The following is a 22,763-nucleotide window of genomic DNA, read 5'->3' as shown; positions in this document are numbered from 1 at the left end:
CTTATCTGATAAGTTCATACATTTTTCCGGGGAGCGAACGGACGATACCGAATATCTCCAGCTCTGTGAGCTCCGTCATAAGCTCCGAGGAATCTATTTCAAGGCGTGCAGCAAGCTCGTCTGCGTGCATAGCGCCGCTGAGAAGTTCTTCCGAAATACGCCTCTGCTGCTCGGTCAGGTCGTTGGGCAGCTCAAAATCATCATCTGAGGCTTTTTCCTCACGGACATCGTCCGCGAAAATATTAAGGTGTTCCATAGCCGAAGCTATCTCGGCTTCACTGATATCCGCCTGTATCTCAGGCTTTTCAGCTTCTCTTTTAACTACAGGCACAGGCGCTGAAACAGCCTTTTTGCCCGTTATGCATTCTATGACATCGGAAGCGTCATACATTGGAACAGCACCGTCGCGGAGCAGCTTTATATTGCCTGCATAATCGCCGCTGAATATGTCGGCAGGCGGCAGACACAGTACGTCTCTCCCCTGTCCTGCGGCAAGATTAGCGGTTATCAGCGAACCGCTCTTGGCTCCTGCCTGAAATACTACCGCAGCCTTTCCCAGTGCTGCAAGTATTCGGTTTCGCTTTGGAAAATTAGGCGAATTAGGCGGAGTTGCAGGCGGAAATTCGGATATAAACACTCCTCCTGCGGATATTATGGCGTCTCTGTAGGCAAAATTCTGTTTCGGGTAGTCCACGTCCACACCGCAGCCCATTACGCATACGGTAGGACGTCCCATATCAACGGCAGCCATGCTGCAAGCAAGGTCGATACCTACTGCAAAGCCGCTGATTATAACAGCTCCCCGAGCGGAAAGCTCCGAGCATATCTCCTTTGCGGCTTTAAGGCTGTAGGCAGAAGCCTTTCGCGTACCGACAGCCGTAACAGTCAGCTCAGTTTGCAGGCAGCCGATATTGCCCTTGTAATACAGCACCGACGGCGGATTATATATATGCCGCAGCTGCTCAGGATATTCGGGACTTGTTATGGATATGACTCCGATACCGCGCTTTGAGCAGTTGGCAAGGAATACCTCTGCATGACGCAGCTGTACCGAGTGGACATTTTTGTTTTCGTTCTCGTTGAGACTCACTACGGAGCTGTCCGTACTCAGTGAAAGATACGCCTTTTCAGCCGTGCGGAAAAAGCTCATTATCTCCCAGATACGGTGATTTCCCGTGCCGAATACCATATTCAGCCACACCCAGTATTTAGTCTCCTCCATAGCAAAGCCCCCCTTTTGCCAAAACGTCAAATAAAATTTACTTGCTGAGCTCCCACATAAGAATACCTGCCGCCATAGCAGCGTTGAGGGAGTTAATATTTCCGTGCATAGGTATGATAACGCGGCGCGTACAGCGCTGTGCGATATCGGCAGGAAGTCCGTTGCCCTCGTTGCCGATGAATACTGCCTGCGTGCCGTCAAAGCTGCAATCAGTAACAGGCTGCGCGTCCTTGTCAATCACAGCGGCAGATGTAACGGCTCCTGCCGAATCAAGCTCCTCAAAGAGCACATCTGCGTCGTTTTCAACAGCTATTTTCATTCTGAAAACCGAGCCCATAGTCGAGCGTATCACCTTTGGACTGTACAGGTCGCAGCTGCCAGACATGATAACGCCGTCTATGCCGAGAGCGTCGGCAGTTCTTATCATCATGCCCACATTTCCGGGGTCCTGCAAGCCGAAAAGCACAAGATACTTTCCGCCGCTTTTCATTATGCTGCCGACATTCCGTGCCGCAGGTATCCTGCACATGGCGAATACTCCCTGAGTGGTGTCTGTAGAAGCGATTTTGTTACCAAGCTCATTTGAAATGACAATTGTCCTTGTGTTTCTCAAATCAGCCTGCAAAAGCTCCTCGCCGAAACGCTCCTGCGCTTTCTGGGTAAGTATCAGCTGTGTTATGCCGCTGTCCTCACGGAGTGCGTCTGTGACTATCCTGAGCCCCTCCAACACGAATAAGCCGTACTGAAGCCTTTCTTTTTTCGATGAGGAAAGCTTCTGATACAGCTTGACTGTGGGATTATCTTTTGAAGTGATGATGTTTTCCAATAGCACAACACCGCCTGTTCAGACCGTATGTATGCGGTCAGAGCGCGAAGCTCCGCCGCATATCACGGATCACGAATTAACAAAAACACGCTCTTAATGTAATTAAGAAGCGTGTTTATTTTCTTGAATTAAAGAGCAGCTTTTGCCTTGTCAGCAATTGCTGTGAAACCAGCTGCGTCTGTGATAGCGATCTCGGAGAGCATCTTTCTGTTGAGAGAGATACCAGCCTTCTTACAGCCGTTCATGAATGTTGAGTAGTTCATGCCGTTGAGCTTAGCAGCAGCTGAGATTCTTGTGATCCAGAGCTGTCTGAACTGTCTCTTCTTCTGCTTTCTTCCGATGTATGCATAGTTGCCTGACTTCATTACGGCCTGCTTAGCCATCTTGAAGTGCTTGCTCTTTGAACCCCAGTAGCCCTTAGCAAGCTTTAAAGTCTTGTTTCTTCTCTTACGAGTCATCATTGCACCTTTAATACGTGCCATAGTCTTTTACCTCCAAATATTAAAATTACGGGAATTAGCTCAAAACTTTGCGGATACACCGCACAGATTACATATAAGGAACGAGCTTCTTGATTGTAGGTGCATTTGTGCAGTCAGCAACACCTGCGTTACGAGCGATTCTCTTGCGCTTTGTATCCTTCTGAGTAAGTCTGTGTCTCTTGTTGGTGTGCTGGTACTTTACCTTACCGCTTCCTGTAATCTTAAAACGCTTCTTAGCGCCCGAATGAGTTTTAACCTTTACCTTTGCCATTATATTATCCTCCTTACTTAGCGGCCTTTGGTGAAACGAACATTACTATGCTGCGTCCCTCCATTTTAGCCGGCTTATCCACAGTGCCTGCCGCAGAAACTGCCTCCTTGAAGCGATCAAGAAGTTCGTTGCCAAGTTCGGGATGTGCAATAGCTCTTTTACGGAATCTTACGGATACCTTGAGCTTGTCGCCGCCCTCTAAAAATTTGACAGCCTGATTTACCTTCGTCTCAAAATCGTGAGTGTCGATAGTGGAGAACATTCTGATCTCCTTGATAGAAACGACCTTCTGATTTTTTCTTGCTTCCTTCTCACGCTTAGCCTGCTCGAAGCAATACTTACCGTAGTCCATGATGCGGCATACGGGCGGTGTTGCCTGCGGAGCGATCTTTACGAGATCCAGATCCTGATCGAATGCAATCTGCTGAGCCTCTTTGGCGGACAGTACGCCGAGCTTTTTTCCGTCAGCGTCGATTACGAGAACTTCCTTGTCTCTTATCTCTTCGTTGATCTGCAGTTCCTGTTTGCTAATAGTCAAGCACCTCCAAGCAATATAATTTAAAAACAAAAATGAGTGCAGAAATTATCCGCACTCACCAATACACACTGATATATCACAGCTGCCGCAAGAACAGCCCGATTACCGATACATATTGACCGTTTCAGCATAGCCCGACGGTGAGAACGCATAGTTCTGCTTTGTTTACTCAAATATTATATACCCTTTTCCTGTAATTGTCAAGGCGTCTCTTGATTTTTGGCATTTTGCACATCATCATCGCTGATAATACTTTTTATTTTGTCCCAAATTGCAAATCTAACCTTGTATTTTCTCGGTTTGTGAAGTATATCCAGTTCTTTTTCGTCAAAGTTCGCCTCTGCCGCGGACTCGTCCTCACCTACTCCGTCCTCTGCTTCACAGGCGGCTGGCAGACACAGCGGCGGATACATGACGCACCACCAGTTATGTCCCTGAGCGCTTCCTATTTTAATGCGCAGAGCGCGGTATCTCCCCGCAGGCATGGTGATATCGCCGTATGTCCTGTCGCCGAAGTCAACGTCCGCAAGCTCCGCGGTCACCTTGTGGTTACAGCCGTTTTCGCGGAGAACTCTCTCCGCAATATCAGTTATCTTATCAAGCTTTTCCTCTGCTATAGCTTCGGCTTGAGAAAGGCTCTCCGCCGACTCAAACAGGCCGCTTTCAAGCAGCTTATCACGCACCATGAGCTTCAGCCGCTGGTCTTGCTCACTGTCGGAATTGGCAAGGATATGCAGTCGGAGCACACTCCCCCGAAGCTCGTCAAGCTTTCGCCCGTCACTGATAAAACTTCCGATATTAGAAATAAGTATAGCCAGTATCAGACCTGCCGCCATGACAGCTCCCACCTGTTTTCTCATAAATATCACCTCAGGAGCTATAATTGGCAGATACTGTCCTGATTATACAGCAATTGCGGCTTTTTTGTCAAGTATCGCCGTAAACTCCTCGCCCGTTATGGTCTCGCGTTCAAGAAGATACTGTGCCAGCTCATGGAGCTTTTCCCTTTTGTCGGAAAGTATTTTCAGTGCTTTTTCATGTGCACTTTTTATAGTACTCCTCACCTCTTCGTCAACCATTGCCGCAGTCTCCGCAGAGCATACAAGCGAAGTATCACCGCCTAAATATCGGTTGTTCAGAGTTTCCAGTGCCGTCATATCAAAGCGCTCGCTCATTCCGTAACGAGTTACCATTGCACGGGCAAGCTTGGTCGCCTTTTCGATGTCGTTTGCCGCTCCAGTGGTACAGGTGTTGAAAACAAGCTCCTCCGCAGAGCGTCCACCCGTGAGAACAGCTATTTTTGCAAGAGCCTCCTCCTTTGACAGCAGGAACCGCTCATTCTCGTCCACTTGCATGGTGTAGCCCAGAGCTCCCGATGTTCTTGGGATTATGGTTATCTTATGTACTGGTGCGGAGTCCTTCTGCATTGCCGCCACAAGTGCGTGTCCTATCTCGTGATAGGCTATGATCTCCTTTTCCTTTGGGGATATGACTGCGTTTTTACGCTGATAACCTGCGATCACAACTTCAACGCTCTCTTCAAAGTCGGACTGCTCCACAGAGCTCCGCCCACTGCGTACAGCTCTCAGTGCCGCTTCATTTATAATGTTGGCAAGCTCAGCACCCGAAGCTCCTGCGGTAGCCCTTGCAATGGCGCCGAAGTCGATATCGCCGCTCAGCTTCACCTTTTTGGCGTGAACGCGGAGAATAGCTTCTCTGCCTGCAAGGTCTGGGAGCTCCACGGGTATGCGCCTGTCGAAACGTCCCGGGCGCAGCAGCGCAGCATCGAGGGAATCGGGACGATTTGTCGCAGCCAGTATCACCACGCCCTTGTTGCCGTCGAAGCCGTCCATTTCCGTGAGAAGCTGATTCAGCGTCTGCTCGCGCTCATCGCTGCTGCCCGACTGTCCGCCGCGCTTCTTGCCGATAGTATCTATCTCGTCGATAAACACGATACAGGGCGCTTTTTCCGCAGCCTGTCTGAACAAGTCCCGAACCTTTGCCGCGCCAACTCCCACGAACATCTCCACGAACTCCGAGCCCGATATGGAGAAAAACGGCACATTCGCCTCCCCTGCCACAGCCTGTGCGAGGAGTGTCTTTCCTGTGCCCGGAGGTCCCACGAGAAGAGCTCCCTTGGGCAGCTTCGCGCCGATATCCGCGTATTTTTCGGGACAGTGGAGAAAATCCACTATCTCCGCAAGAGCCTCTTTCGCCTCGTCCTGCCCTGCCACATCGGCAAATGTCCTGCCCGTCTGAGCCTTGACGTATATCTTCGCACTGCTTTTCCCGAAAGCCATGGCATTGCCGAAGCTCCCGAACAAGCCGTATCTTCTGTTTTTCATGTATGCTCAACTCCTTTATGGATTACGGTAAAATTATAACATACACAAAAATCGAAAACAACAAGTAAATGTTGGCATAAAAAAAGCTGCACTTTTCAGTGCAGCTTTCGGTATTTTACAGAGTTTTTACCTTGCCGAGAAGGAATTCCTGTATCATAAGAGCGTCGTTTGCTGTGAGTCCCTTTACCTTTGTATCAACGTCTGCATTTGCAGAGCCCTGCTCGGTAAGGCGCTTCTTTTCGCTGCCCTCAAGACCGTACTTGTTGGGGTTTGCAAGAGCCTGCATGATAAGAACAACGTCTGACATATCTACCTGTCCGTCGCAGTTAGCATCGCCGGCCTTTGTTACCTTGACATCGCTGTTCGGCTTGCCGCTTGCAGTTGTTGTAACTGTTGTAGGACCTGCAGTTGTGGTAGTCTTGGCTGTAGTTGTTGTGCCGCTCTTTGTTGTGGTAGTTGTAACAGTCTTTGGCTTTGTAGTAGTTGTGGTCTTGTCCTCTTCCTTAGCAGCGGGCTTTGTTCCGTCAGGCTCGGTACCGCCTACGAGAACGCCGTCGTCGTATACGCAGATATAGTCTGTGCGCTGCTCCGGCGGATCGTCAACTGCGAAGAAGTCTGTACTGTCGCCTATTTTAAGATCCTTGTAGCTCCAGTCGTTCTTAGGATCCCATACGTCGCCGTAGTACATACCGAGATCGAACTGGTACTTCTTTCCTGAGTTTGCGATAACGTAGTCCTCCCATGTTATCTCAACATAGTAGGTATCAGCGACCTTGTCGTACTTGAAAGGACCTGTGAGCTTACCGTCAGCGCCGATAGCTCCGTCCTCAGTGCTTGACTGATCGTAGAGCTCGCGAACCTCGCCGAGGCCGTCGATGCCCTTAGCCATTTCGCTTACATTGAAGAAGTAACGTACTGATGTCTTCTTTGAAGGATTGCTCTCGCCTGAGAGGACCTTGAAGGATACCTGTGTTGTACCTGAACCGTCGCCGTTGAGGTTTGGCTTGTCAACGCCGATAGCCTCTATCCAGTAGCCGCTTCCGCCGCCGTCGCCGCCGTTTGTGCCGTAAACTCTCTTCTCGTCCTCAGGTGGGAAGTTTGGAGTTATAGCCATTTCTGGAGTGCCGTATACAGCATAGAGAGCTGCTGCTGCACCCGGGAGACAAGCGTTATAGTCGATAGTTACCTCGTTCTCTGTCCAGTCCTTTGTAGCGTCGTCATGTCCGTCGCTTGCGTCAGGACCGCCTGCAAGAGCGCCCCAGAGAATGTGCTTCTGCTCACGGGGATCCTCAGCCATGAGGAGTCCTGAAGCTGCACGGTGATGAGGATTCTTTACAGCGCTGTCATTATAGCCGACAACGAATGCTCTTGGACCGTGAGTACCGTTCTTGCCTGCAAGAACTGCGTACTTGGCATCTTCCTTGTACTTGATATCGTTCTTTCCGAGAACGTAATCCATCTGCTTCTTAGCCCATTCGCTCCACTCGCTTGGCTTGCTGTCATTTACGTACTTATCATAGATGAGGCAGATGAACTGCATAGCAGTATTGTAACGGCAGCTGCCCCATGTGTCAAGGTGAGCAAATCCGCCGGGAGTCTCCTTCTGCTTCCATGCCTTGAGGCACTTGCCTACGCAGTCGTCGTCCCAGAAGTTGTCGAAAACATACTGGTTCTTGCCCTGTGCGTCTCTGACCTTCTGAACGAGGTCGAGCTCAGGGTGCTGCTGGTTTACTATAGCCCACATAACGCCTGCACCGCTCCACATATCGTTCCAGCAGTAGCACCAGCCCGAAGGAGCGTAGTAATCGAATATCTTAACAGCGTAATCGAAAGACTTCTCGTCCTCTGTTACAATATACATCCATGCAGCAGCCCAGCAGTAGTCGTCTTCCCACTTGCTTGACTTGTAGAACTGTACAGGACCGTCAGCGTTATCTGAGATAAGCATATCCTTGTCCTTTGTGCTTGTAGGACCGTACTCTTCGATAGCGTCGTTCGCAAACTTCCAGAGAGCCTTTGCGTATTTCAGCGACTTGGCTGCGTAATCGGGATCGCTCTCCTTGAAGTTGAGGTAGTTGATAGCCAGTGAAGCACAGGCTGAAACAACATAATCGATCTGCGGCTTCTCAGCTGTAAGGAAGAATGCCGGACGAGGCATAGTATCAACCTCAGGGCTGTTCCAGATCGCGTGGTCTATGTTACCCTCGCCTACCTGATAGCAGTGAGCGATGACCTTGCCGTCATCGTCGATAAATGTACACTTCATAAGATAATCGTTGAAGTGGCGGAGAATAGTCTCCATGTGTTCGTCCTGCTTGAGCTTCTTGAATACGTCGCCGTACTCATAGTATTCCCAGCCGAGAGTAGCAGCTGTGTAGTTCTCAGGCATACCGAACTCAACGTGGTCGCCTGCGTCGTGGAAGCCGCCTGCAACGTCGATAGTACCGTCACCGTCAGGATCGAGAATGTCCTTATACTTGGACATGAATTCTGCTGAAAGGTTAGTACCGCCTGTGCTGGTCTTTGTAGTAACGCCGTCCCACTCTATCATAGGAACATGAGCGTCATAGGTGTGGCAGCTGCCGCGCCATGAGAGCCTGTTCTCGTTTTCTTTGAATTCTCCGCACATATTTGCGTCGTAGAAATAGAGCGAGTACTGAAGTGCACGGGCATAGTCGATATCAAGTCCCGAGTCCTTAACGACCTCGCTTATGGGAGCGCAGAACTGCTGCTCCTCAGTAGTGTCAGCGTCTACCGCATTTACAGGCGATATCACCGAGCACAGTGAAGTTGCCGCAGTAACGATACTAAGTAACGCTGCGGTCAGTTTTTTGTGATTCATCATAATTCCTCCCTTTTAATGTGAACCAATATTTATTTTTTATTTATCCCACTTTGAAAGACCGAGAAGATACTTCTGTATCTCCAGAGCGTCGTTTGAAGTGAGTCCTTTGCTTGTGGTGTCAACATCGGCGTTTTCCGCGCCCAGCACAGTGATGTGTTTTGCGTCGGAGCCGCTTGTGCCGAATTTATTGGGATTTGCCAGAGACTGCATTACCAGTACAACGTCGCCCATATCAACTGAGCCGTCGCAGTTTGCGTCGCCCTTCTTATACTTTCCGTCAGTGGGCTTCACTGTTGTAGTGGTAACCGCTGAAGAAGTTGTTGAAGTCGGCTTAGGAGCTGTTGTGGTAACTGCTGTAGTAGTTGTACTACTGACAGGCTTTGCTGTTGTGGCAGTTGTAGTCGTAACAACAGGCTTTGCAGTGGTAGTTCCCGAAACAACTGTCTCACCGCCGCCGCTTATAGGATACTTCTTTAAGTCGGGCAGCTCGTCAAGAGTGATACAGTAGTCGCTCTGGTATATCTCGATAAGGTTGTCAACAGGATTGTTCTGCTCGCTGGTGAGGTAGTTCATGTACCACGGGCAGAAGTAAAGCCATGCAGCCTTGTCATTCACGAGATTTTCAAGTGACGGTATAGAGTCGTTCTCGGACATGGTCACCATTTTCTCACAGTCGGTTATCTGTACCATGCTGTAGAATGTGGACGACAGCGAGCTTAGATTTGCTACACCGTCAGCGCAGTTGTACTTGTCGCAGCCGAGGATATCCACAACATCATCGCCGGGATACCAGTCCTTTGCGGCAGGTGAAGTTGAGCTTGTCCATATCCAGATGATATTATCCAGACCATACTCGTTGGTCAGCTTGTCATAGAGGAGACGGTAGAGCTTCTTGCAGGGCTCAGGTCCCTCAGCTCCCCACCAGAACCATGCGCCCTCAGCCTCGTGGAGAGGTCTGAAAAGTACAGGAACATCGGCGTCCTTGAGCTTTTTGAACTCGCCTGCTATGAGCTCGATATCCTTCATTATGACTTCGTTTTCCCATGTTCCCTCTTCGAGAGCCTTGGAAATACTGAATGTAGTAAACTTTGGATTTGCAGATTCAACATAAAATGCAACGTCGTCGCTTCCCTTTTCGCAGGGCACGTTCCAGTGCCATGAGACAGTTGCGATGCCGTGGTACTTGTTTACCCACTCGATAACACGCTCTGGAGCGTGGTCGCGCCAGTCCGAAGAGGTGTTGTAGGCAAGGAAGTCGATACCGCGGATAGCAGGCTGCTTGCCTGTCTTTTCCTTGATGTACTCGAACTCCGCCTCATTGTCCTTGATGAACACATCGGGACTGTTCCACAGATTGTAGTTGTGGTCGCCGCAGTACTCCTGCTGACCTGAGATGACGTGCTTTCCGTAGACGTCGCAGAGGTAGCTGTAAAGCCTCTTTGTTGACTCGGAAGCCTTTGGGTTGCAGAGCTCTCTCGTAGGTGAGAGATTTGTCAGCTTCTCGGAAGCAGGCTTCAGGGTAAGGTAATCAAAGAAGGTATAGCCCCAGTAAGCCTTGAGCTCAATGGTGTTCTTGCCTTTTTTGAGGTTTACCACGCCGCCTGAGGTCTCGGCGAACTTGTTGGTGTAGGGACAGGTCAGCTCTCCCTGATTGACGCCGTTGACATTGAGGTACTGCACCTTCTTGCGCGGATCGCTGGGCTCGCAGTAGCAAATGGTCAGCTCATAGAGACCTGCCTCGGGCACATCGACCTCAACGCTGAGGGTAGTACCCTTCTGGTCGAGGTAAGCAAAGCCTTTTCCCGAGTATCCGCTAAGGTCGGTATCTTCGGGGAAGTCGCCAAGCTTTACGTCTGAAACTCCGTTTGAATGGATCTTTCCTCCGCTGGTCTTGCCGTCCTCGAACTCATATTTGAGGACATTGTCGGCAGCCGATACTCTCGCAGGAGCTTTCGGCGCAGAGGGAAGGCTCATCGCCGCCGCAGCGATGACAGCAGCCGCTACAGTGCTCACGGACCGCTTTAGTTTTTCTTTCTTCAATTTGATCCCTCCAGATCATTGTATAATATTTATTAAACCGATAATTTAAGTGCCTAATCTTAAATATCGGACTTAACGCATACACACATATATATCATAGCATATTTTTACAGAAAAAGCAAGCTATTTCTGCAAATATTCCTCAAAATGGTAAGCATTTTACAAAGCGCAATTTATGGTCAGAGCCGCTGTAAGCGTTAATTATTTAAGCTATTGGTCTGACCAATCAGTAAAAACAATTCTCAGAAAGGATAATATCAGTATCAAAACTATAACAGCTCCCACAAACACCTCACATAAGCGGTTTCCCTCAGTCCCATTATCAGTTCCCGTCACCGAAAATGCCTCCGAAGCCTTTTCTGCTTCATAAAAGCGAAAACCGTTTTCTTCGGCATAGCGCTCCGCGACAGAACCTTTACTCCCCTTTACGAGGAGCTCCCGCTGACGAAGCACTATATTCCCGTCACAGGTATAGCCAACAGCCTGAGAGCCAATTTGCTTGCAAACAGGCGGAATGTAAAGGCTTTTAAGCCTGCCGCACATAAAAAAAGCCCTCTCCCCGACTGAAAGCAGTTCCTCCCCTGTCTCGGCTTTTTCAATGGAGGTGCAGCCTGCAAAGCAGAAATTTCCTATCTCTTTCAGCTGATTTGGCAGCTTTATCTCCCTAAGCGATGTGCAGGCTCGAAAGCAGGAATCGGGCAGTATCTCCAGAGTATCGGGTATCGACGCAGACGTCAGTCCCGTACAGCCGCAGAAGCAGCCCTCGCCAATCTCGGCAAGTCCCTCAGGAAGTTCCGCACTTTTCAGTGAATAACAGCCATAAAAGCTGTGATGTCCTATCTTCATAAGAGTGTCGGGCAGAGTCATGCGTTTCAGCGACGTACAATTACAGAATGCGTTGTCACGTATCTCAGTAACGGGGTAACAGCCGATAAAATCGGGGATTTCGACCTCTGTCGGCTCCCCCTTGAAGCCGACTATCACCGCTTCGCCGCCGATAATGGAATATTCAAGATCATCTTTTTCCGCTCCGTAAGCTTTGAAAACTGCGGTCATAAGCAAAAAAACAGCGGCAAAAATGCCGAAAAGAATCCTTTTCACTTCACTCACTCCTTTTAAAGCAAGTATAACAGCTCGGGAGCTGCCTGCAAAGCAATTATTCTCAACATTTTCCGCCGCATTATCCTTTTTTTCTGTGGGTTCGGACATTTCTCAGCATTCAGAAACAGCTTATTCAGGTAAAAAAAGTCGGTTCCTCCCGAATTATTCCCGCAAAAGCCGTCGTAAACGCACGAAGCTGCCGACAAAAATCGGCAGCTTCATTATCCTCTTTCGATTCCCCATCTATACTTTTCATTTCCGATGTTCAGGCATCGGATAAGTCAAGTACTTTTCTTGTATACATTATAACATAATACTCTCAGTAAGTCAAGCATAAATTGGAGGTTTTTGCATTATTTCGCTGTTTCAGCTAAACACAAGCGTTCTTTTTATATATTATAACGAAATAAGAAGCCATCATTTATACGCGCAGTAAATCAAATATAAAGTATTACCCAGCGGTATCAAACTTTGCCGCAGTTTTTATCGAAAGAAGGATTGCAGGCATAGAAGTTCTTGGAGTTCAGCTTATCCTGCGCTATCCTCAGAGCTTCTCCAAAGCGCTGATAATGAACTATCTCGCGTTCGCGGAGGAAACGGATAGGATCGCGTACATCGGGATCGTCAGCAAGTCTGAGGATATTGTCATAGGTGGTTCTCGCCTTCTGCTCGGCAGCCATATCCTCGGAAAGATCGGTTATGATATCGCCCTTTGACTGGAAATAAGTTGCAGTAAAGGGAGTTCCCGAAGCCGCTACAGGATAAATGCCTGTGGTATGGTCTACAAAATAAGTGTCAAAGCCGCTTTTCTTTATCTCTTCCATGGAAAGGTCCTTGGTAAGCTGATAAAGTATAGCTGATATCATCTCGAAGTGAGCCAGCTCCTCAGTTCCGATATCGGTCAGAAGCCCCTTTACTTCGCCGTAGGGCATTGCATATCGCTGGTTGAGATAGCGCAGGGACGCAGCAAGCTCGCCGTCAGGACCTCCAAGCTGTGAAATAATGACCTTTGCCAGCTTTGCGTTGGGTGTTTTTATCTTAACAGGGTACTGTAATTTATTACAATATCTTTGTTGTACATATAGATCACAAGAAGTCCGCACTCAGCGAAAGGTCTGAGAATGGCTTATTTCTGCACATTCTCTCGGTCTTGCAATAGTATATCTTCCTGACAGCTGTATGAAGCAGTCTGTTTTTTTCTTCGGCGTCTGAGCTTTCAAAATTATCTATGACGTATTGCAGCCGTTTGACGGCTTTATCAGGCAGCAGCGCAGGCTTTTGTTCTCTTTCAGCTTCCATGACAGCCGCTTCGAGCATTTTTATTCTGTCATTTACTATTTCCGAGCGTTCAATGAACGTTTCCTTATCGTAGACCTCCTGTTCCAGCAGGTCATACAGCCTTAAAAGCTGACGTCTTGCCTTTTCCAGCTCCGCCGCAAGCGCAGCTTTTATATTAGGCTGGCTGCCGAACTCGCTGGTGCCTTTGCATTTTAGATTTTCAAACTGCTTGATACGATAGCGTAATGCAGCTATCACAGCCTCGTCAACAGCTTCAATAGCGGAGCTGACTATCTTACCTCGGCACTCACTATGTACGCAAAGCATATGCTCTTGACCGCTGCTTGCAATGAGGCGGCGTTTCAGCTGATGTCCGCAGTTTTTGCAGTAAAGGATACTGTGATAGTAATTTTTCAGCTTGGCATTTGGGCGCAGCTGAACCGCAGGAGCTGTGCGCTTTTTCTGCTGAGCGTTGTTGAAAGTTTCCTCACTGATTATCGGCTCATGAATTCCCTTGTAGAGAGTATCGCCGTTGGACTTGCTTTTCCAGCCAACAAATCCGCAGTACAGCGGATTTGAGAGTATCTTCTTAATGCTCGGCGGCTCCCAGAATGCGCTCTTTTGCGGACTGACGCCCATACGGTTCAACTCGTTTGCGATGAACTTTGCGCCGTGTCCGTCGAGATAAAGCCTGTATATAAGTCTGATTATTTCGGCTTCTTCGGGAACAACTTCAAGGGTATGCACCTTCGGCTCGGGATTGATTTTGCGGTAGCCATAGGGCGCTGACGCACTTATATAATTTCCCTCTTTGACAGAAGCAAGTCTGCCGACCTGCATACGGCGCTTGATAGTCTTGTACTCGCGTCGGCTCATAAACAGCGAGAACTCGAAGTATTCCTCATCAAATTCATTATCAGGATCGTATGTCTTTACAGGAGTAACTATCTTAGTCGAGGACTCCCGAAACGCCTGAGCTACTATGCCTTGGTCAATGGTATCACCACGGGCAAGACGCTCGATCTCCACAACGAGGACTCCTGCATATTTCCCCTGAGTGACGTCCGCAAGCAAAGCCTGCATTTGCGGACGGGCAGCTATACTGTCTCCGCTGACTATCTCCTTATATATCTTAACTACGCTGAGCTTCTGCCTTTTTGCAAGCTCAATGAGCATATTCTGATGACGGGCCAGAGTTTCGCCCTCGCCTCTTGCCTCGGCTTCAACATCAGCTCTCGACTTTCGCAGGTACATACAGTATTCTTTCATTTTTGTCCTCCTTTCGTGCTATTATATTACCGGTAACACAAGTATAGTACAAGTAATACCGCATATAATTCACTGAAAGGAGGGTAATTATGAACAAAAAGAAAAAAGCCCTCCCCTCTTTGTGGGAGCGCTCTGAATATGATGTGATAAGCGAGACCGAGAATGGCACCGAACTAATCGCCGTTCTGCGCACACGATACAGCGGCACAACGGTCACCTGCCGCATTCCAAAGCACACTAAGGAAGAGGAAGAAAAGCTCGCAGCAGACATTACATATGCGCTTATGCAGATAGCCTGCACAGGTCAGGACATATCACATATAAAAAATATGGAGATACTTATAGACTGAACTGAAAAAAAGTCCCGAGGTTAACCGCAATACTCATATAGAAGCTTATAGTTAATTATGGGGGAAACCTTTCTGAAGAAAGGCTTTCCCCCATACCCCTTTCCAAAGACTTTTTTAGCTGATTTTTTCTCATATAGGGCTCGCCTAAAATAAAAAAGCCCTGTAATAATACAGAGCGAGCCCTATATGAGAAAAAATAAAACTGAAAGTTTTAGGGAGAGAGTTTGAGAGAAGCCCCTTTTTCAAAAGGGGTTCTCTCAATAATAAGCATAAAACTTCTGTATAAGCACTATGGTTAAACGTGATACTTTTTTAGATGTTCATACTTTTTAACGGGCGCGTTCAAGAGCTTTTATCACGTTCTTATGGACAGGGAATCTCCTGCTTCTCGGATAATCCTTTTTGTACTGTTCAAGGAGCGCTTCGGCGTCTCCTGCCGAAAGCCTTTCCGCCAGCTCCAATGTAAGGCTGTGAACTGCATTCATCGGCATTACAGCGCTCTGTGGCTGCTCCTCATCGCAGGGCACACGGTACATGAAGTCCAGTACAGCACGTATATCCTCAGAGGAAGGCTTCTCCTCCGCAAAAGCTTTAAGGAGCTTTTCAAGCTCCTCGTAAAAGCGGTCATGGCAGGGATCATCAGAGAGCTTCTTCCCCATTCCTAAAAAACCGTCCCAAGCCTTTCTCTCGCCCTCAAGCTTTGCTACCTGTGAAGTGTACTCCTCATAGACTGCGCGAATATCATTCAGTATCATTCCTCTTCCTCGCTGTCGTCGGATCCTTCTATAGCTTCGGGAGCTTCCTCGGTGATAACAGCGTCCTTCATCTCTCTCTGAAAGAGATTATATGAATACACAATAAAGGCAATATCTGCCGCTATGAAAACTATTCCGATTATTCTGCATAATGTAACGCTCATGGTAGTATCCTCGGCAAAAAATATCTTGAATGCAAGATATGCGATATATGCTCCCACAATTGCCCTGAGGAGCGCACCCTTTCCTGCCTTTGTACGCTTTGCCATATCGTATTTTATACCGTTCATCATTAAGATCCCTTTCCATTATAAACTGCGGCTCGGAGCACAGAACTGTCCCGAGCCGCACATGGTATCAGCTTAACCTGCCTTACCGGTCTTTTTGTTGGATACAACGTCAAAGATAACAGCTACAAGAAGAACTGCACCCTTGACTACGTACTGCCAGTTGTTGTCAAGTCCCTTGATAGACATACCCTGATTGATAACGCCGAGGAGGATAGCTCCGACTACAACGCCTCCGACAGTACCGCTTCCGCCGTATGCAGAAGCACCGCCTATGAAGCATGAGCCGATAGCGTCCATTTCAAAGGAGTTACCTGTATCGCCGTTGATAGAACCGATACGAGCGCCGATAAGAAGTCCCGAAAGACCTGCAAGGAGCGACATTGAGGTATAAGCTAAGAAGTAGACCTTGTTTGTGTTGATACCTGAAAGCTTTGTAGCCTTTTCGTTTCCGCCGACTGCATAGAAGTAGCGTCCGAATGCTGTCTTTGAGGTAATGAATGCATAGATGAATACAATAGCAAGTACCCACAGAGCCATTACAGGAATGCCCTTGTAGTGTGCAAGCTTCCATGTGTAAGCGATGACCAGAAGGTCGATAACAGCTATCTTAGCGAACTGTGATACAGCAGAAGCCTGCTTGTAGCCCTTCTTTGCCTTCTTTATACGATTGAAGGCTGTTACGACAACAAGTATGCAGGCAACAGCTATACCTGCGATAAACGCCGACCATTTAACGTCCTTGTCAAGCCCCGGTATCTCGATATAAGAAGCAAAGGTATCGAGGAATGTCTTGTTGTTGATAGCTATGGTCTTTGACTCAAGTATAGCACGACCTATACCTCTGAACAGGAACATTCCCGCGAGAGTACAGATAAAGGGCGGTATGTGGATATATCCTATCCAGAAGCCCTGCCACATACCAATAACGACAGACAGAAGCAGACAAAGTATTATGACCGCATAGGCGTTCATATTATGCTTCGACATGAGCTGCGCCGCTATGGCTCCGATAAGGCAGACCGTTGAGCCTACCGAAAGGTCGATGTTACCGCCTGTAAGTATACATAAAAGCATACCGCAGGCCATTACGAGCACGTATGCATTCTGGAGCAGAAGATTCGACATATTCTGCGCAAGCAGGAGCTTGCCATCTGTCCAGAATGAAAAGAATATGAATACCACGACCAATGCAATGACCATGGTGTATTTTTTTACGAATGTTTTGACGTTCATATTATACTCCTTCGATCATTTATTTTTTATCAGACTGTAGGATAGCCGCCATTATCTTCTCCTGCGTTGCTTCGGAAGCAGGCATCTCGGCGACCATTTTGCCCTCGTTCATAACGTAGATACGGTCACACATACCGAGAAGCTCGGGCATTTCCGAGGATATCATTACCACGGACTTTCCCTGTGCCACAAGGTCGTTCATGATGCAGTATATCTCATACTTTGCACCTACGTCGATACCTCTTGTGGGCTCGTCGAGAATAAGCACCTCAGGATCAGCAAACATCCACTTTGAAAGCAGTACCTTCTGCTGATTTCCGCCCGAGAGATTTCCAACAGCCTGCTGTACAGAAGGAGTCTTTGTTCTGAGCTTTTCCCTGTATTCTTCTGCCACAGCATTTTCTTTGTCAATATTTATGATACCCTTGCTGCAAACCTTTTCAAGGCGCGACATTGTTACATTCTTGGCAATGCTGTCTGCAAGTATAAGACCATTGCCCTTTCTGTCCTCAGTAACATATGCAAGTCCTGCCTTGATAGCGTCACGAACATTTTTCAGTTCCTTCGTCTCACCGTCTATCTTGAGTTCTCCGCTGATATCCGAGCCGTAAGACCTGCCGAAAATAGACATTGCAAGCTCAGTGCGTCCTGCGCCCTGAAGTCCCGAGAAGCCTACTATCTCGCCGCGGTGAACGTTGAAGGAAACGTTGTCGACAACCTTTTTCTCCGTATATAACGGGTGGTGAACTGTCCAGCCCTTGACCTCCATGCCGACCTTGTCGCTGATATTGTGCTCGCGTGATGGATAGCGGTCACTGAGCTCACGTCCGACCATTCCGCTGATGATACGCGCCTCGTCCACATTGTGGTCTGCGTTGTCTATGGTCTCGATAGTCGAACCGTCACGAATAACAGTTATCTTATCCGCAACATATGATATCTCGTTGAGCTTATGGGAAATAATGATAGAGGTCATGCCCTTCTGCTTGAAGCTTATGAGCAGGTCAAGGAGCATCTTTGAGTCCTCTTCGTTCAGCGACGAAGTAGGCTCGTCGAGGATAAGCAGCTTAACGTCCTTGCTGAGAGCCTTTGCTATCTCAACCAGCTGCTGCTTGCCTGTACCGATGTCCTTGATAAGAGTAGTTGCCTCTTCTTTAAGACCTACCTGCTGCATATGTTCGCTTGCCTCGTGGTAAGTCCTGTCCCAGTCAATACCAAGAAGTCCCTTGCGTTCATTGCCAAGAAACATATTTTCGCCTATAGAAAGTTCAGGAATGAGCGCAAGCTCCTGATGAATGATAACTATGCCCTTTTCCTCACTGTCATGGAGAGTCTTGAATTTGCACTCCTCGCCGTTGTATATGATATCACCTGTATACGAACCGAAAGGATAGGTTCCGCTGAGTACGTTCATTAGAGTGGATTTGCCTGCTCCGTTTTCTCCTACGAGAGCGTGTATCTCACCTGGCTTGACTTGCAGATTAACGTTATCGAGAGCCTTTACACCGGGGAATTCCTTTGTTATGTTTTTCATTTCGAGAATATATTCTGCCAAGTATATCCCTCCTTTATCCTGTCTGTCATGCTGTTCCGAATATGCCTGAATATTCAGAAAAGGGCGGGCAGAGCCCGCCCTTTTACAGACAATATAGCAGTATTATTCGTCATCAAGTGGTCTTAGCTGTTGACTCAAGATACTTATTGTCGCTGTCCCACTTATAGAGACCTGTATCTACGAGAACATCGAGCTTATCCTTTGTGATAACATAAGGAACGAGGAGGTATGAAGGAACTACCTTTACACCGTTGTCGTATGACTCTGTATCGTATGTAGCCTCAGCAGAAAGTGAGCTTACAAGACTTGCGTCAGGAGTCTGACCTGAAAGGATAGCCTTGGAAACTTCGAGAGTTGCAGCTGCCTCGTCATTTACGTTCTTGTAAACTGTCATTGACTGCTTGCCGTCAACGATGTTCTTGAGGTTAGCGATATCGCCGTCCTGACCTGTTACGATAGGAGTATTCTTACCGCTGTAGTCGGAAGAGATAGCCTGAGCTACACCAAGAGCTGTTGAGTCGTTGGAGCAGAGTGCAACGTCGAGCTGTGTGCTTGTGTAGTAAGAAGCAAGAGTGTTCTGCATATTCTCAAGAGCCTTGTCTGTTGACCAGCTGTCTGTAGCAACCTGCTCGAACTTAGTCTTGCCCGACGGGATCTTGAGCTTGCCTGCATCGATATAATCCTTGAGAGCGTCGTAAGCGCCGTTGAAGAAGTAGCCTGCGTTATTATCAGCAGGATCGCCTGCGGTAAATTCGATATTGAAAGGACCGTCGCTGTTCTTGAGGTCAAGAGCGTCGATAACGTATTCGCCCTGAAGCTTACCAACTGTGTAGTTATCGAATGAAACGTAGTATGAAACTGCGTCTGTATTCATGATAAGACGGTCGTAAGCAATTACAGAGATACCTGCATCCTTAGCATCGGCAAGAGTCTGTGAGAGGGTGTTGCCGTCGATAGCAGCGATAAGGAGAAGGTCTACCTTATCGGCGATCATGCCCTGGATATCATTGTTCTGCTGGTTTGTATCGTTGTCTGAATACTTCAGCTCAACCTTGTAGCCTGCCTCCTCGAACTGTGCCTTGAGGTATTCACCGTCACGGTTCCAGCGCTCGAGAGACTTTGTAGGCATAGCGATACCAACAGTCTTTCCGCCGCTGCTGCTTGAAGAATCGTCTGTCTTTGAAGATGAATCATCGGCAGGTTTAGCGTCTGTTTTGGATTCAGTGTTTGAGTTTGTGTTTGCACCGGCGCCGTTGTCGGAAGAAGATGTTCCGCCGCATGAAGCGAGTGTGCCTACCATCACCAGTGTAGAGAGTACTGCAAGAAACTTTTTCATGATAATAATCCTCCTTATGTTAAATTTAATTTGTGAAAAAATTGTTGCCTTACATTATGTTATAACAAATGCTTATGTAAACATTTTACACAGGTTTACTGCTCGTGTCAATAGATTATCTGGCTTTTTTGTTTATTTTAGTCAAAACTTTGGCACATTGTATAAGCACGTACATTCAAAACTGTAAAAATTGACAAGCTTGCAAATAACTTACAATGCCATAAATATAACATTTTGTGCAAGTGGCTAAAAGCATTATAAAAAGAGCATGATCTCACAGCATATGTACAACATGGATACGATGATTTTTTCTCATACTGCCACATAAATTATCTCCTTTCCCACGGCCACGGATCGTCTGTCCATATCCAGCGCTCGCTGCTGATGACCTGCTCGGGTGTCAGCGGTCCGAATTTCCGTGTATACTCGTCAACGGCATTCTCACGGAGTTTCCTGTACTTCTGGAACATAGCCAGACCGCGGCGGCAGTTCGGGTGAGTATCAAGATAGAGATTCAGCTCCTTGAGAGTAAAATCGTATTTTTTTATCTTGCCGAGAAGCATTTTCTGTTCATTCATCTGCTGTCGCCTCCTCCCGAAAAGGGTAAGTCAAGCTCGGGGAAAAGCGTTCCTCTGCTGAGCGCTTCATCGTCGCCGTAGGTCTCTCCCCACTGCTGATACGGCACGTAAGCCATTGCAAGAGGAGTGCTTGCAGGGAAACGGGATACGTTATCCTGCCCTTTATTGGTAATGTTGACCTTCATTTCCATAGCGCCGAGGGAATTTTCACGCTCATGGAGAATCAAGCCGTCCATATCGTCAAAAAGATCCAATTTCATTGATATGTCCTCCTTTCCTGCGCGGAGAACAAGTGCAGATGTCCTCCGCACATTACATACTATGAAAAAGGAACCGACGGGGTTACAAAAGAAAAGTCCGGACACGCAAACAAGTTACGTATCCGGACTCATATCACTTATTTTTTCTCTTTCTGCTCATAAGAAAGGCAAATACAGCTATGGGCACAGCCGCAAACACAGCTCCCGACCTGTCCCCTGTTTTCGGACTGTCTGCGGAGTTCTTTGCCTTTGCAGCTGACAGTGCTGTGGTAACGCTTGCCGCTGTTGTTGTCACAGCAGGCTCGATGAATTCACTTTTTGCCTTGATATCCCTGTGACGGACGGTCTCGCCGTCAAGGTTCATGATATTGTAGGAATAATGGTCTCCGTCACGGTAAATCAAACTGAAACGTGCATTTGCACTGCCTATTGTCGTTGACAGAAATCCCGAATTGCCGTAAGTGAAGCTGAGTTTCTGCGAATTATAGCTTGAATCGGCGTATTTTTCGGTGCTTATGAGAGTATCGCCGTCACTGAGTATGAACTCTGTCTCTCCACGTGAGTGGTCGTGACCGAACAGGTACATTATATCCATATCGTACTTTTCGGCATAGCTGTTGATAAGCTTCGCCAGCTCGTAGGAATAGTCGACATTGTACTGATTCTCACCTATCCATTTGCCGACAGACCAGCCGTTTGCATTGACTGATTCAGGCTGAAGTCCCAGAACATGAAGTCCCGAATGTGCCGATATCACCACAAGCTCGCCGTTGTAGCTTTCGGCTGTCTTTTTCAGGAAGCCGTCAAGGTCTTTCAGCGTTCTGTCGTAAGAATAAGTAAATTCATTGCCATTTTTGTAAAGAGCATTCTCGAAGTTCAGTCCGTATACCGTGATGCCCTTGGCATATTTACTGTTTCTGCCCTTTGCTTTCGCAGCCTCGGACATACCGCGGAAAACCTGTCCGCCGCCGAAGCCGTTATCCTTATCAGCTCCAAGACCTGCCCTGAGTGACATTACAGAAGCCGCCTCTCCCGAGTCATGATTTCCCGAGACGAACACCGTGTCAAGGCCGCCTAAATGGGACACTATCTGAGGGTAATACCTGTTCAGCATTCTGTCCTTGTCCGCTGTAGGACCGTTTACAAGGTCGCCTGTGCAGACCACCAGTGACGGGATATAGCCGCCTGTGCTCTCCATTATCTTCTCAACGGCGCGGTCTATGAACTCATACTGCTCATGGATATCCGAGAACGACATGAATGAATCTGGCAGAACTCCCTTTGCAATGACAAAAGCCGCGTCCGCAGAGCGCTCCCTGTAGTGAACGCCGTCGGCATCGTGTCCCTCGATAAGACAGCCCACGCGATGAACTCCCACAGGCTTGCCCGTCAGAGAATCTGCCGTGAATGTAAGCTTTGCGCAGTCCTGCTCTTCGCCGTCCACGAACCATTTCACGCTGTCCGTGATGATGTTTTTATCAGACAGCTCCACCGAGAATTTCGGTGCGGCATAGCCGCTGCCCTCTATGACGTAGCTCTCCGCGGCAGGCTGTTTCCCTATACAGCGGCTAAGCTGCCCGCCCTTTGCGTAAATACAGACCTGAGCCGCCTCTGCCGCATTATCAGTGCAGGAAAAAGGCTCATTGCTGTCCTCGGTGTATTTCAGATAATGGATACTGCCGTTTTCGCTGAAGTTCAGAGTACCGCCGCTGTAATCCCACACATTGTCGCCTTCAGTCCACCAGTCTGCGGAGGTATAAAGCTGCCCCTCATGGTATGTAAGGCGGAATGAACTTGACGACAGCGTGGTATACTTCGGAGCAACGCTGGTGACGATAGTTCTTCTGAAATAATGCCAGATATACTCGCTGCTGCGGCTGTCCTTGGCAGTGAATATCTTCTGTTCGCCGTCGCTGCCCTTTACGCAGATGATGTAGTCGTTTTCATCCTCAAAGCCGTTGACTTTGTACCATTTCTGTCCGTCTTCAAGAGTCAGGACTCCGTTCTCCTCACTCTGCGGAGCTTTAACAGTGTAGTATGGCTCATCAGCCGCATATGCATACATATGGATACCGAATGAGCATAAAGCGGCAGCCGTTATTATCACAGTTCTTTTCTTAAAAATGTCCATAAAAAACTCCTGTTATACCAAGAAAGCCATAGCACATCATGTACTATGGCTTTAACTT

Annotated in this window: 21 protein-coding genes; 1 reads left to right on the top strand and 20 read right to left on the bottom strand. The window is 48.0% G+C overall.

Translation table 11 applies throughout. The features are described from left to right. Nucleotide 1: 1 nt before the first annotated feature. From dprA to T497_RS15930, 12 genes are all read right to left on the bottom strand, one after another. Nucleotides 2-1,222, bottom strand: coding sequence for a DNA-processing protein DprA (gene dprA, locus T497_RS0105550; protein ID WP_028514762.1), 1,221 nt, complete (start codon nt 1,220-1,222; stop codon nt 2-4). 37 nt (nt 1,223-1,259) lie between these two features. Beyond that, nucleotides 1,260-2,048, bottom strand: coding sequence for a TrmH family RNA methyltransferase (locus T497_RS0105545; protein WP_051530545.1), 789 nt, complete (start codon nt 2,046-2,048; stop codon nt 1,260-1,262). Between the two features lie 128 nt (nt 2,049-2,176). Further along, a complete protein-coding gene (rplT, locus tag T497_RS0105540; protein WP_028514760.1) occupies nt 2,177-2,530 on the bottom strand; it encodes a 50S ribosomal protein L20 in 354 nt (117 codons plus the stop codon). A 67-nt stretch (nt 2,531-2,597) separates the two neighbouring features. Beyond that, a complete protein-coding gene (gene rpmI / locus T497_RS0105535) occupies nt 2,598-2,801 on the bottom strand; it encodes a 50S ribosomal protein L35 (protein ID WP_019678115.1) in 204 nt (67 codons plus the stop codon). A 13-nt stretch (nt 2,802-2,814) separates the two neighbouring features. Beyond that, entirely contained in the window at nt 2,815-3,339 is a 525-nt protein-coding gene (gene infC, locus T497_RS0105530) for a translation initiation factor IF-3 (RefSeq protein ID WP_024859998.1), read from the bottom strand. Nucleotides 3,340-3,539: 200 nt separating this feature from the next. Next, complete coding sequence (locus T497_RS15955) at nt 3,540-4,199, bottom strand: stage II sporulation protein R (RefSeq protein ID WP_037324509.1); 660 nt, start codon at nt 4,197-4,199, stop codon at nt 3,540-3,542. Between the two features lie 42 nt (nt 4,200-4,241). Further along, entirely contained in the window at nt 4,242-5,684 is a 1,443-nt protein-coding gene (ftsH, locus tag T497_RS15950) for an ATP-dependent zinc metalloprotease FtsH (protein ID WP_242839975.1), read from the bottom strand. Nucleotides 5,685-5,799: 115 nt separating this feature from the next. Next, complete coding sequence (locus T497_RS15945) at nt 5,800-8,526, bottom strand: glycoside hydrolase family 9 protein (protein ID WP_051530543.1); 2,727 nt, start codon at nt 8,524-8,526, stop codon at nt 5,800-5,802. Nucleotides 8,527-8,565: 39 nt separating this feature from the next. Next, nucleotides 8,566-10,503, bottom strand: a complete 1,938-nt coding sequence (locus T497_RS15940; RefSeq protein WP_080693312.1) for a glycosyl hydrolase — start codon at nt 10,501-10,503, stop codon at nt 8,566-8,568. A 276-nt stretch (nt 10,504-10,779) separates the two neighbouring features. Next, nucleotides 10,780-11,670, bottom strand: coding sequence for a leucine-rich repeat domain-containing protein (locus T497_RS17405; RefSeq protein ID WP_196243015.1), 891 nt, complete (start codon nt 11,668-11,670; stop codon nt 10,780-10,782). Between the two features lie 464 nt (nt 11,671-12,134). After that, nucleotides 12,135-12,773 carry a manganese catalase family protein gene (locus T497_RS0105500; RefSeq protein WP_028514758.1) on the bottom strand — a complete coding sequence of 213 codons (639 nt, stop codon included), beginning with the start codon at nt 12,771-12,773 and terminating at the stop codon, nt 12,135-12,137. Beyond that, a complete protein-coding gene (locus T497_RS15930; RefSeq protein ID WP_051530541.1) occupies nt 12,757-14,217 on the bottom strand; it encodes a recombinase family protein in 1,461 nt (486 codons plus the stop codon). Before T497_RS15930 ends, T497_RS0105500 begins: the two co-directional genes overlap by 17 nt. A gap of 89 nt (nt 14,218-14,306) precedes the next feature. Here T497_RS15930 and T497_RS0105490 point away from each other — a divergent pair, with 89 nt between their 5' ends. Continuing rightward, nucleotides 14,307-14,567 carry a hypothetical protein gene (locus T497_RS0105490; RefSeq protein WP_028514757.1) on the top strand — a complete coding sequence of 87 codons (261 nt, stop codon included), beginning with the start codon at nt 14,307-14,309 and terminating at the stop codon, nt 14,565-14,567. A gap of 329 nt (nt 14,568-14,896) precedes the next feature. Here the strand turns inward: T497_RS0105490 and T497_RS0105485 are convergent, their stop codons facing one another. The 8 genes from T497_RS0105485 to T497_RS0105450 all read right to left on the bottom strand — a co-directional run bounded on the left by T497_RS0105485 (nt 14,897) and on the right by T497_RS0105450 (nt 22,705). Then, the gene (locus tag T497_RS0105485) at nt 14,897-15,322 is read right to left on the bottom strand and encodes a hypothetical protein (protein WP_028514756.1); all 426 of its coding nucleotides are present in this window, start codon (nt 15,320-15,322) and stop codon (nt 14,897-14,899) included. Beyond that, a complete protein-coding gene (locus T497_RS0105480; protein ID WP_028514755.1) occupies nt 15,319-15,615 on the bottom strand; it encodes a hypothetical protein in 297 nt (98 codons plus the stop codon). The genes T497_RS0105485 and T497_RS0105480 overlap by 4 nt, the downstream gene beginning before the upstream one ends. Nucleotides 15,616-15,684: 69 nt before the next feature. Beyond that, the gene (locus tag T497_RS0105475; protein WP_028514754.1) at nt 15,685-16,845 is read right to left on the bottom strand and encodes an ABC transporter permease subunit; all 1,161 of its coding nucleotides are present in this window, start codon (nt 16,843-16,845) and stop codon (nt 15,685-15,687) included. Between the two features lie 19 nt (nt 16,846-16,864). Then, nucleotides 16,865-18,400, bottom strand: a complete 1,536-nt coding sequence (gene mmsA, locus T497_RS0105470) for a multiple monosaccharide ABC transporter ATP-binding protein (protein WP_028514753.1) — start codon at nt 18,398-18,400, stop codon at nt 16,865-16,867. A 112-nt stretch (nt 18,401-18,512) separates the two neighbouring features. Then, nucleotides 18,513-19,736, bottom strand: a complete 1,224-nt coding sequence (locus T497_RS15925) for a substrate-binding domain-containing protein (protein WP_080693308.1) — start codon at nt 19,734-19,736, stop codon at nt 18,513-18,515. Between the two features lie 329 nt (nt 19,737-20,065). Next, the gene (locus T497_RS0105460) at nt 20,066-20,314 is read right to left on the bottom strand and encodes a spore coat protein CotJB (protein WP_028514752.1); all 249 of its coding nucleotides are present in this window, start codon (nt 20,312-20,314) and stop codon (nt 20,066-20,068) included. Then, entirely contained in the window at nt 20,311-20,574 is a 264-nt protein-coding gene (locus tag T497_RS15920; RefSeq protein ID WP_037324508.1) for a spore coat associated protein CotJA, read from the bottom strand. The genes T497_RS0105460 and T497_RS15920 overlap by 4 nt, the downstream gene beginning before the upstream one ends. 133 nt (nt 20,575-20,707) lie before the next feature. Further along, entirely contained in the window at nt 20,708-22,705 is a 1,998-nt protein-coding gene (locus tag T497_RS0105450; protein WP_028514751.1) for a metallophosphoesterase, read from the bottom strand. Nucleotides 22,706-22,763 lie beyond the last annotated feature (58 nt).

The sequence above is a fragment of the Ruminococcus flavefaciens MA2007 genome, from assembly GCF_000621845.1.
Taxonomy (GTDB): domain Bacteria; phylum Bacillota; class Clostridia; order Oscillospirales; family Ruminococcaceae; genus Ruminococcus; species Ruminococcus flavefaciens_E.
Note: the sequence above shows the minus strand (reverse complement) of the source record. Positions and strands in the feature narration are given on the sequence as shown.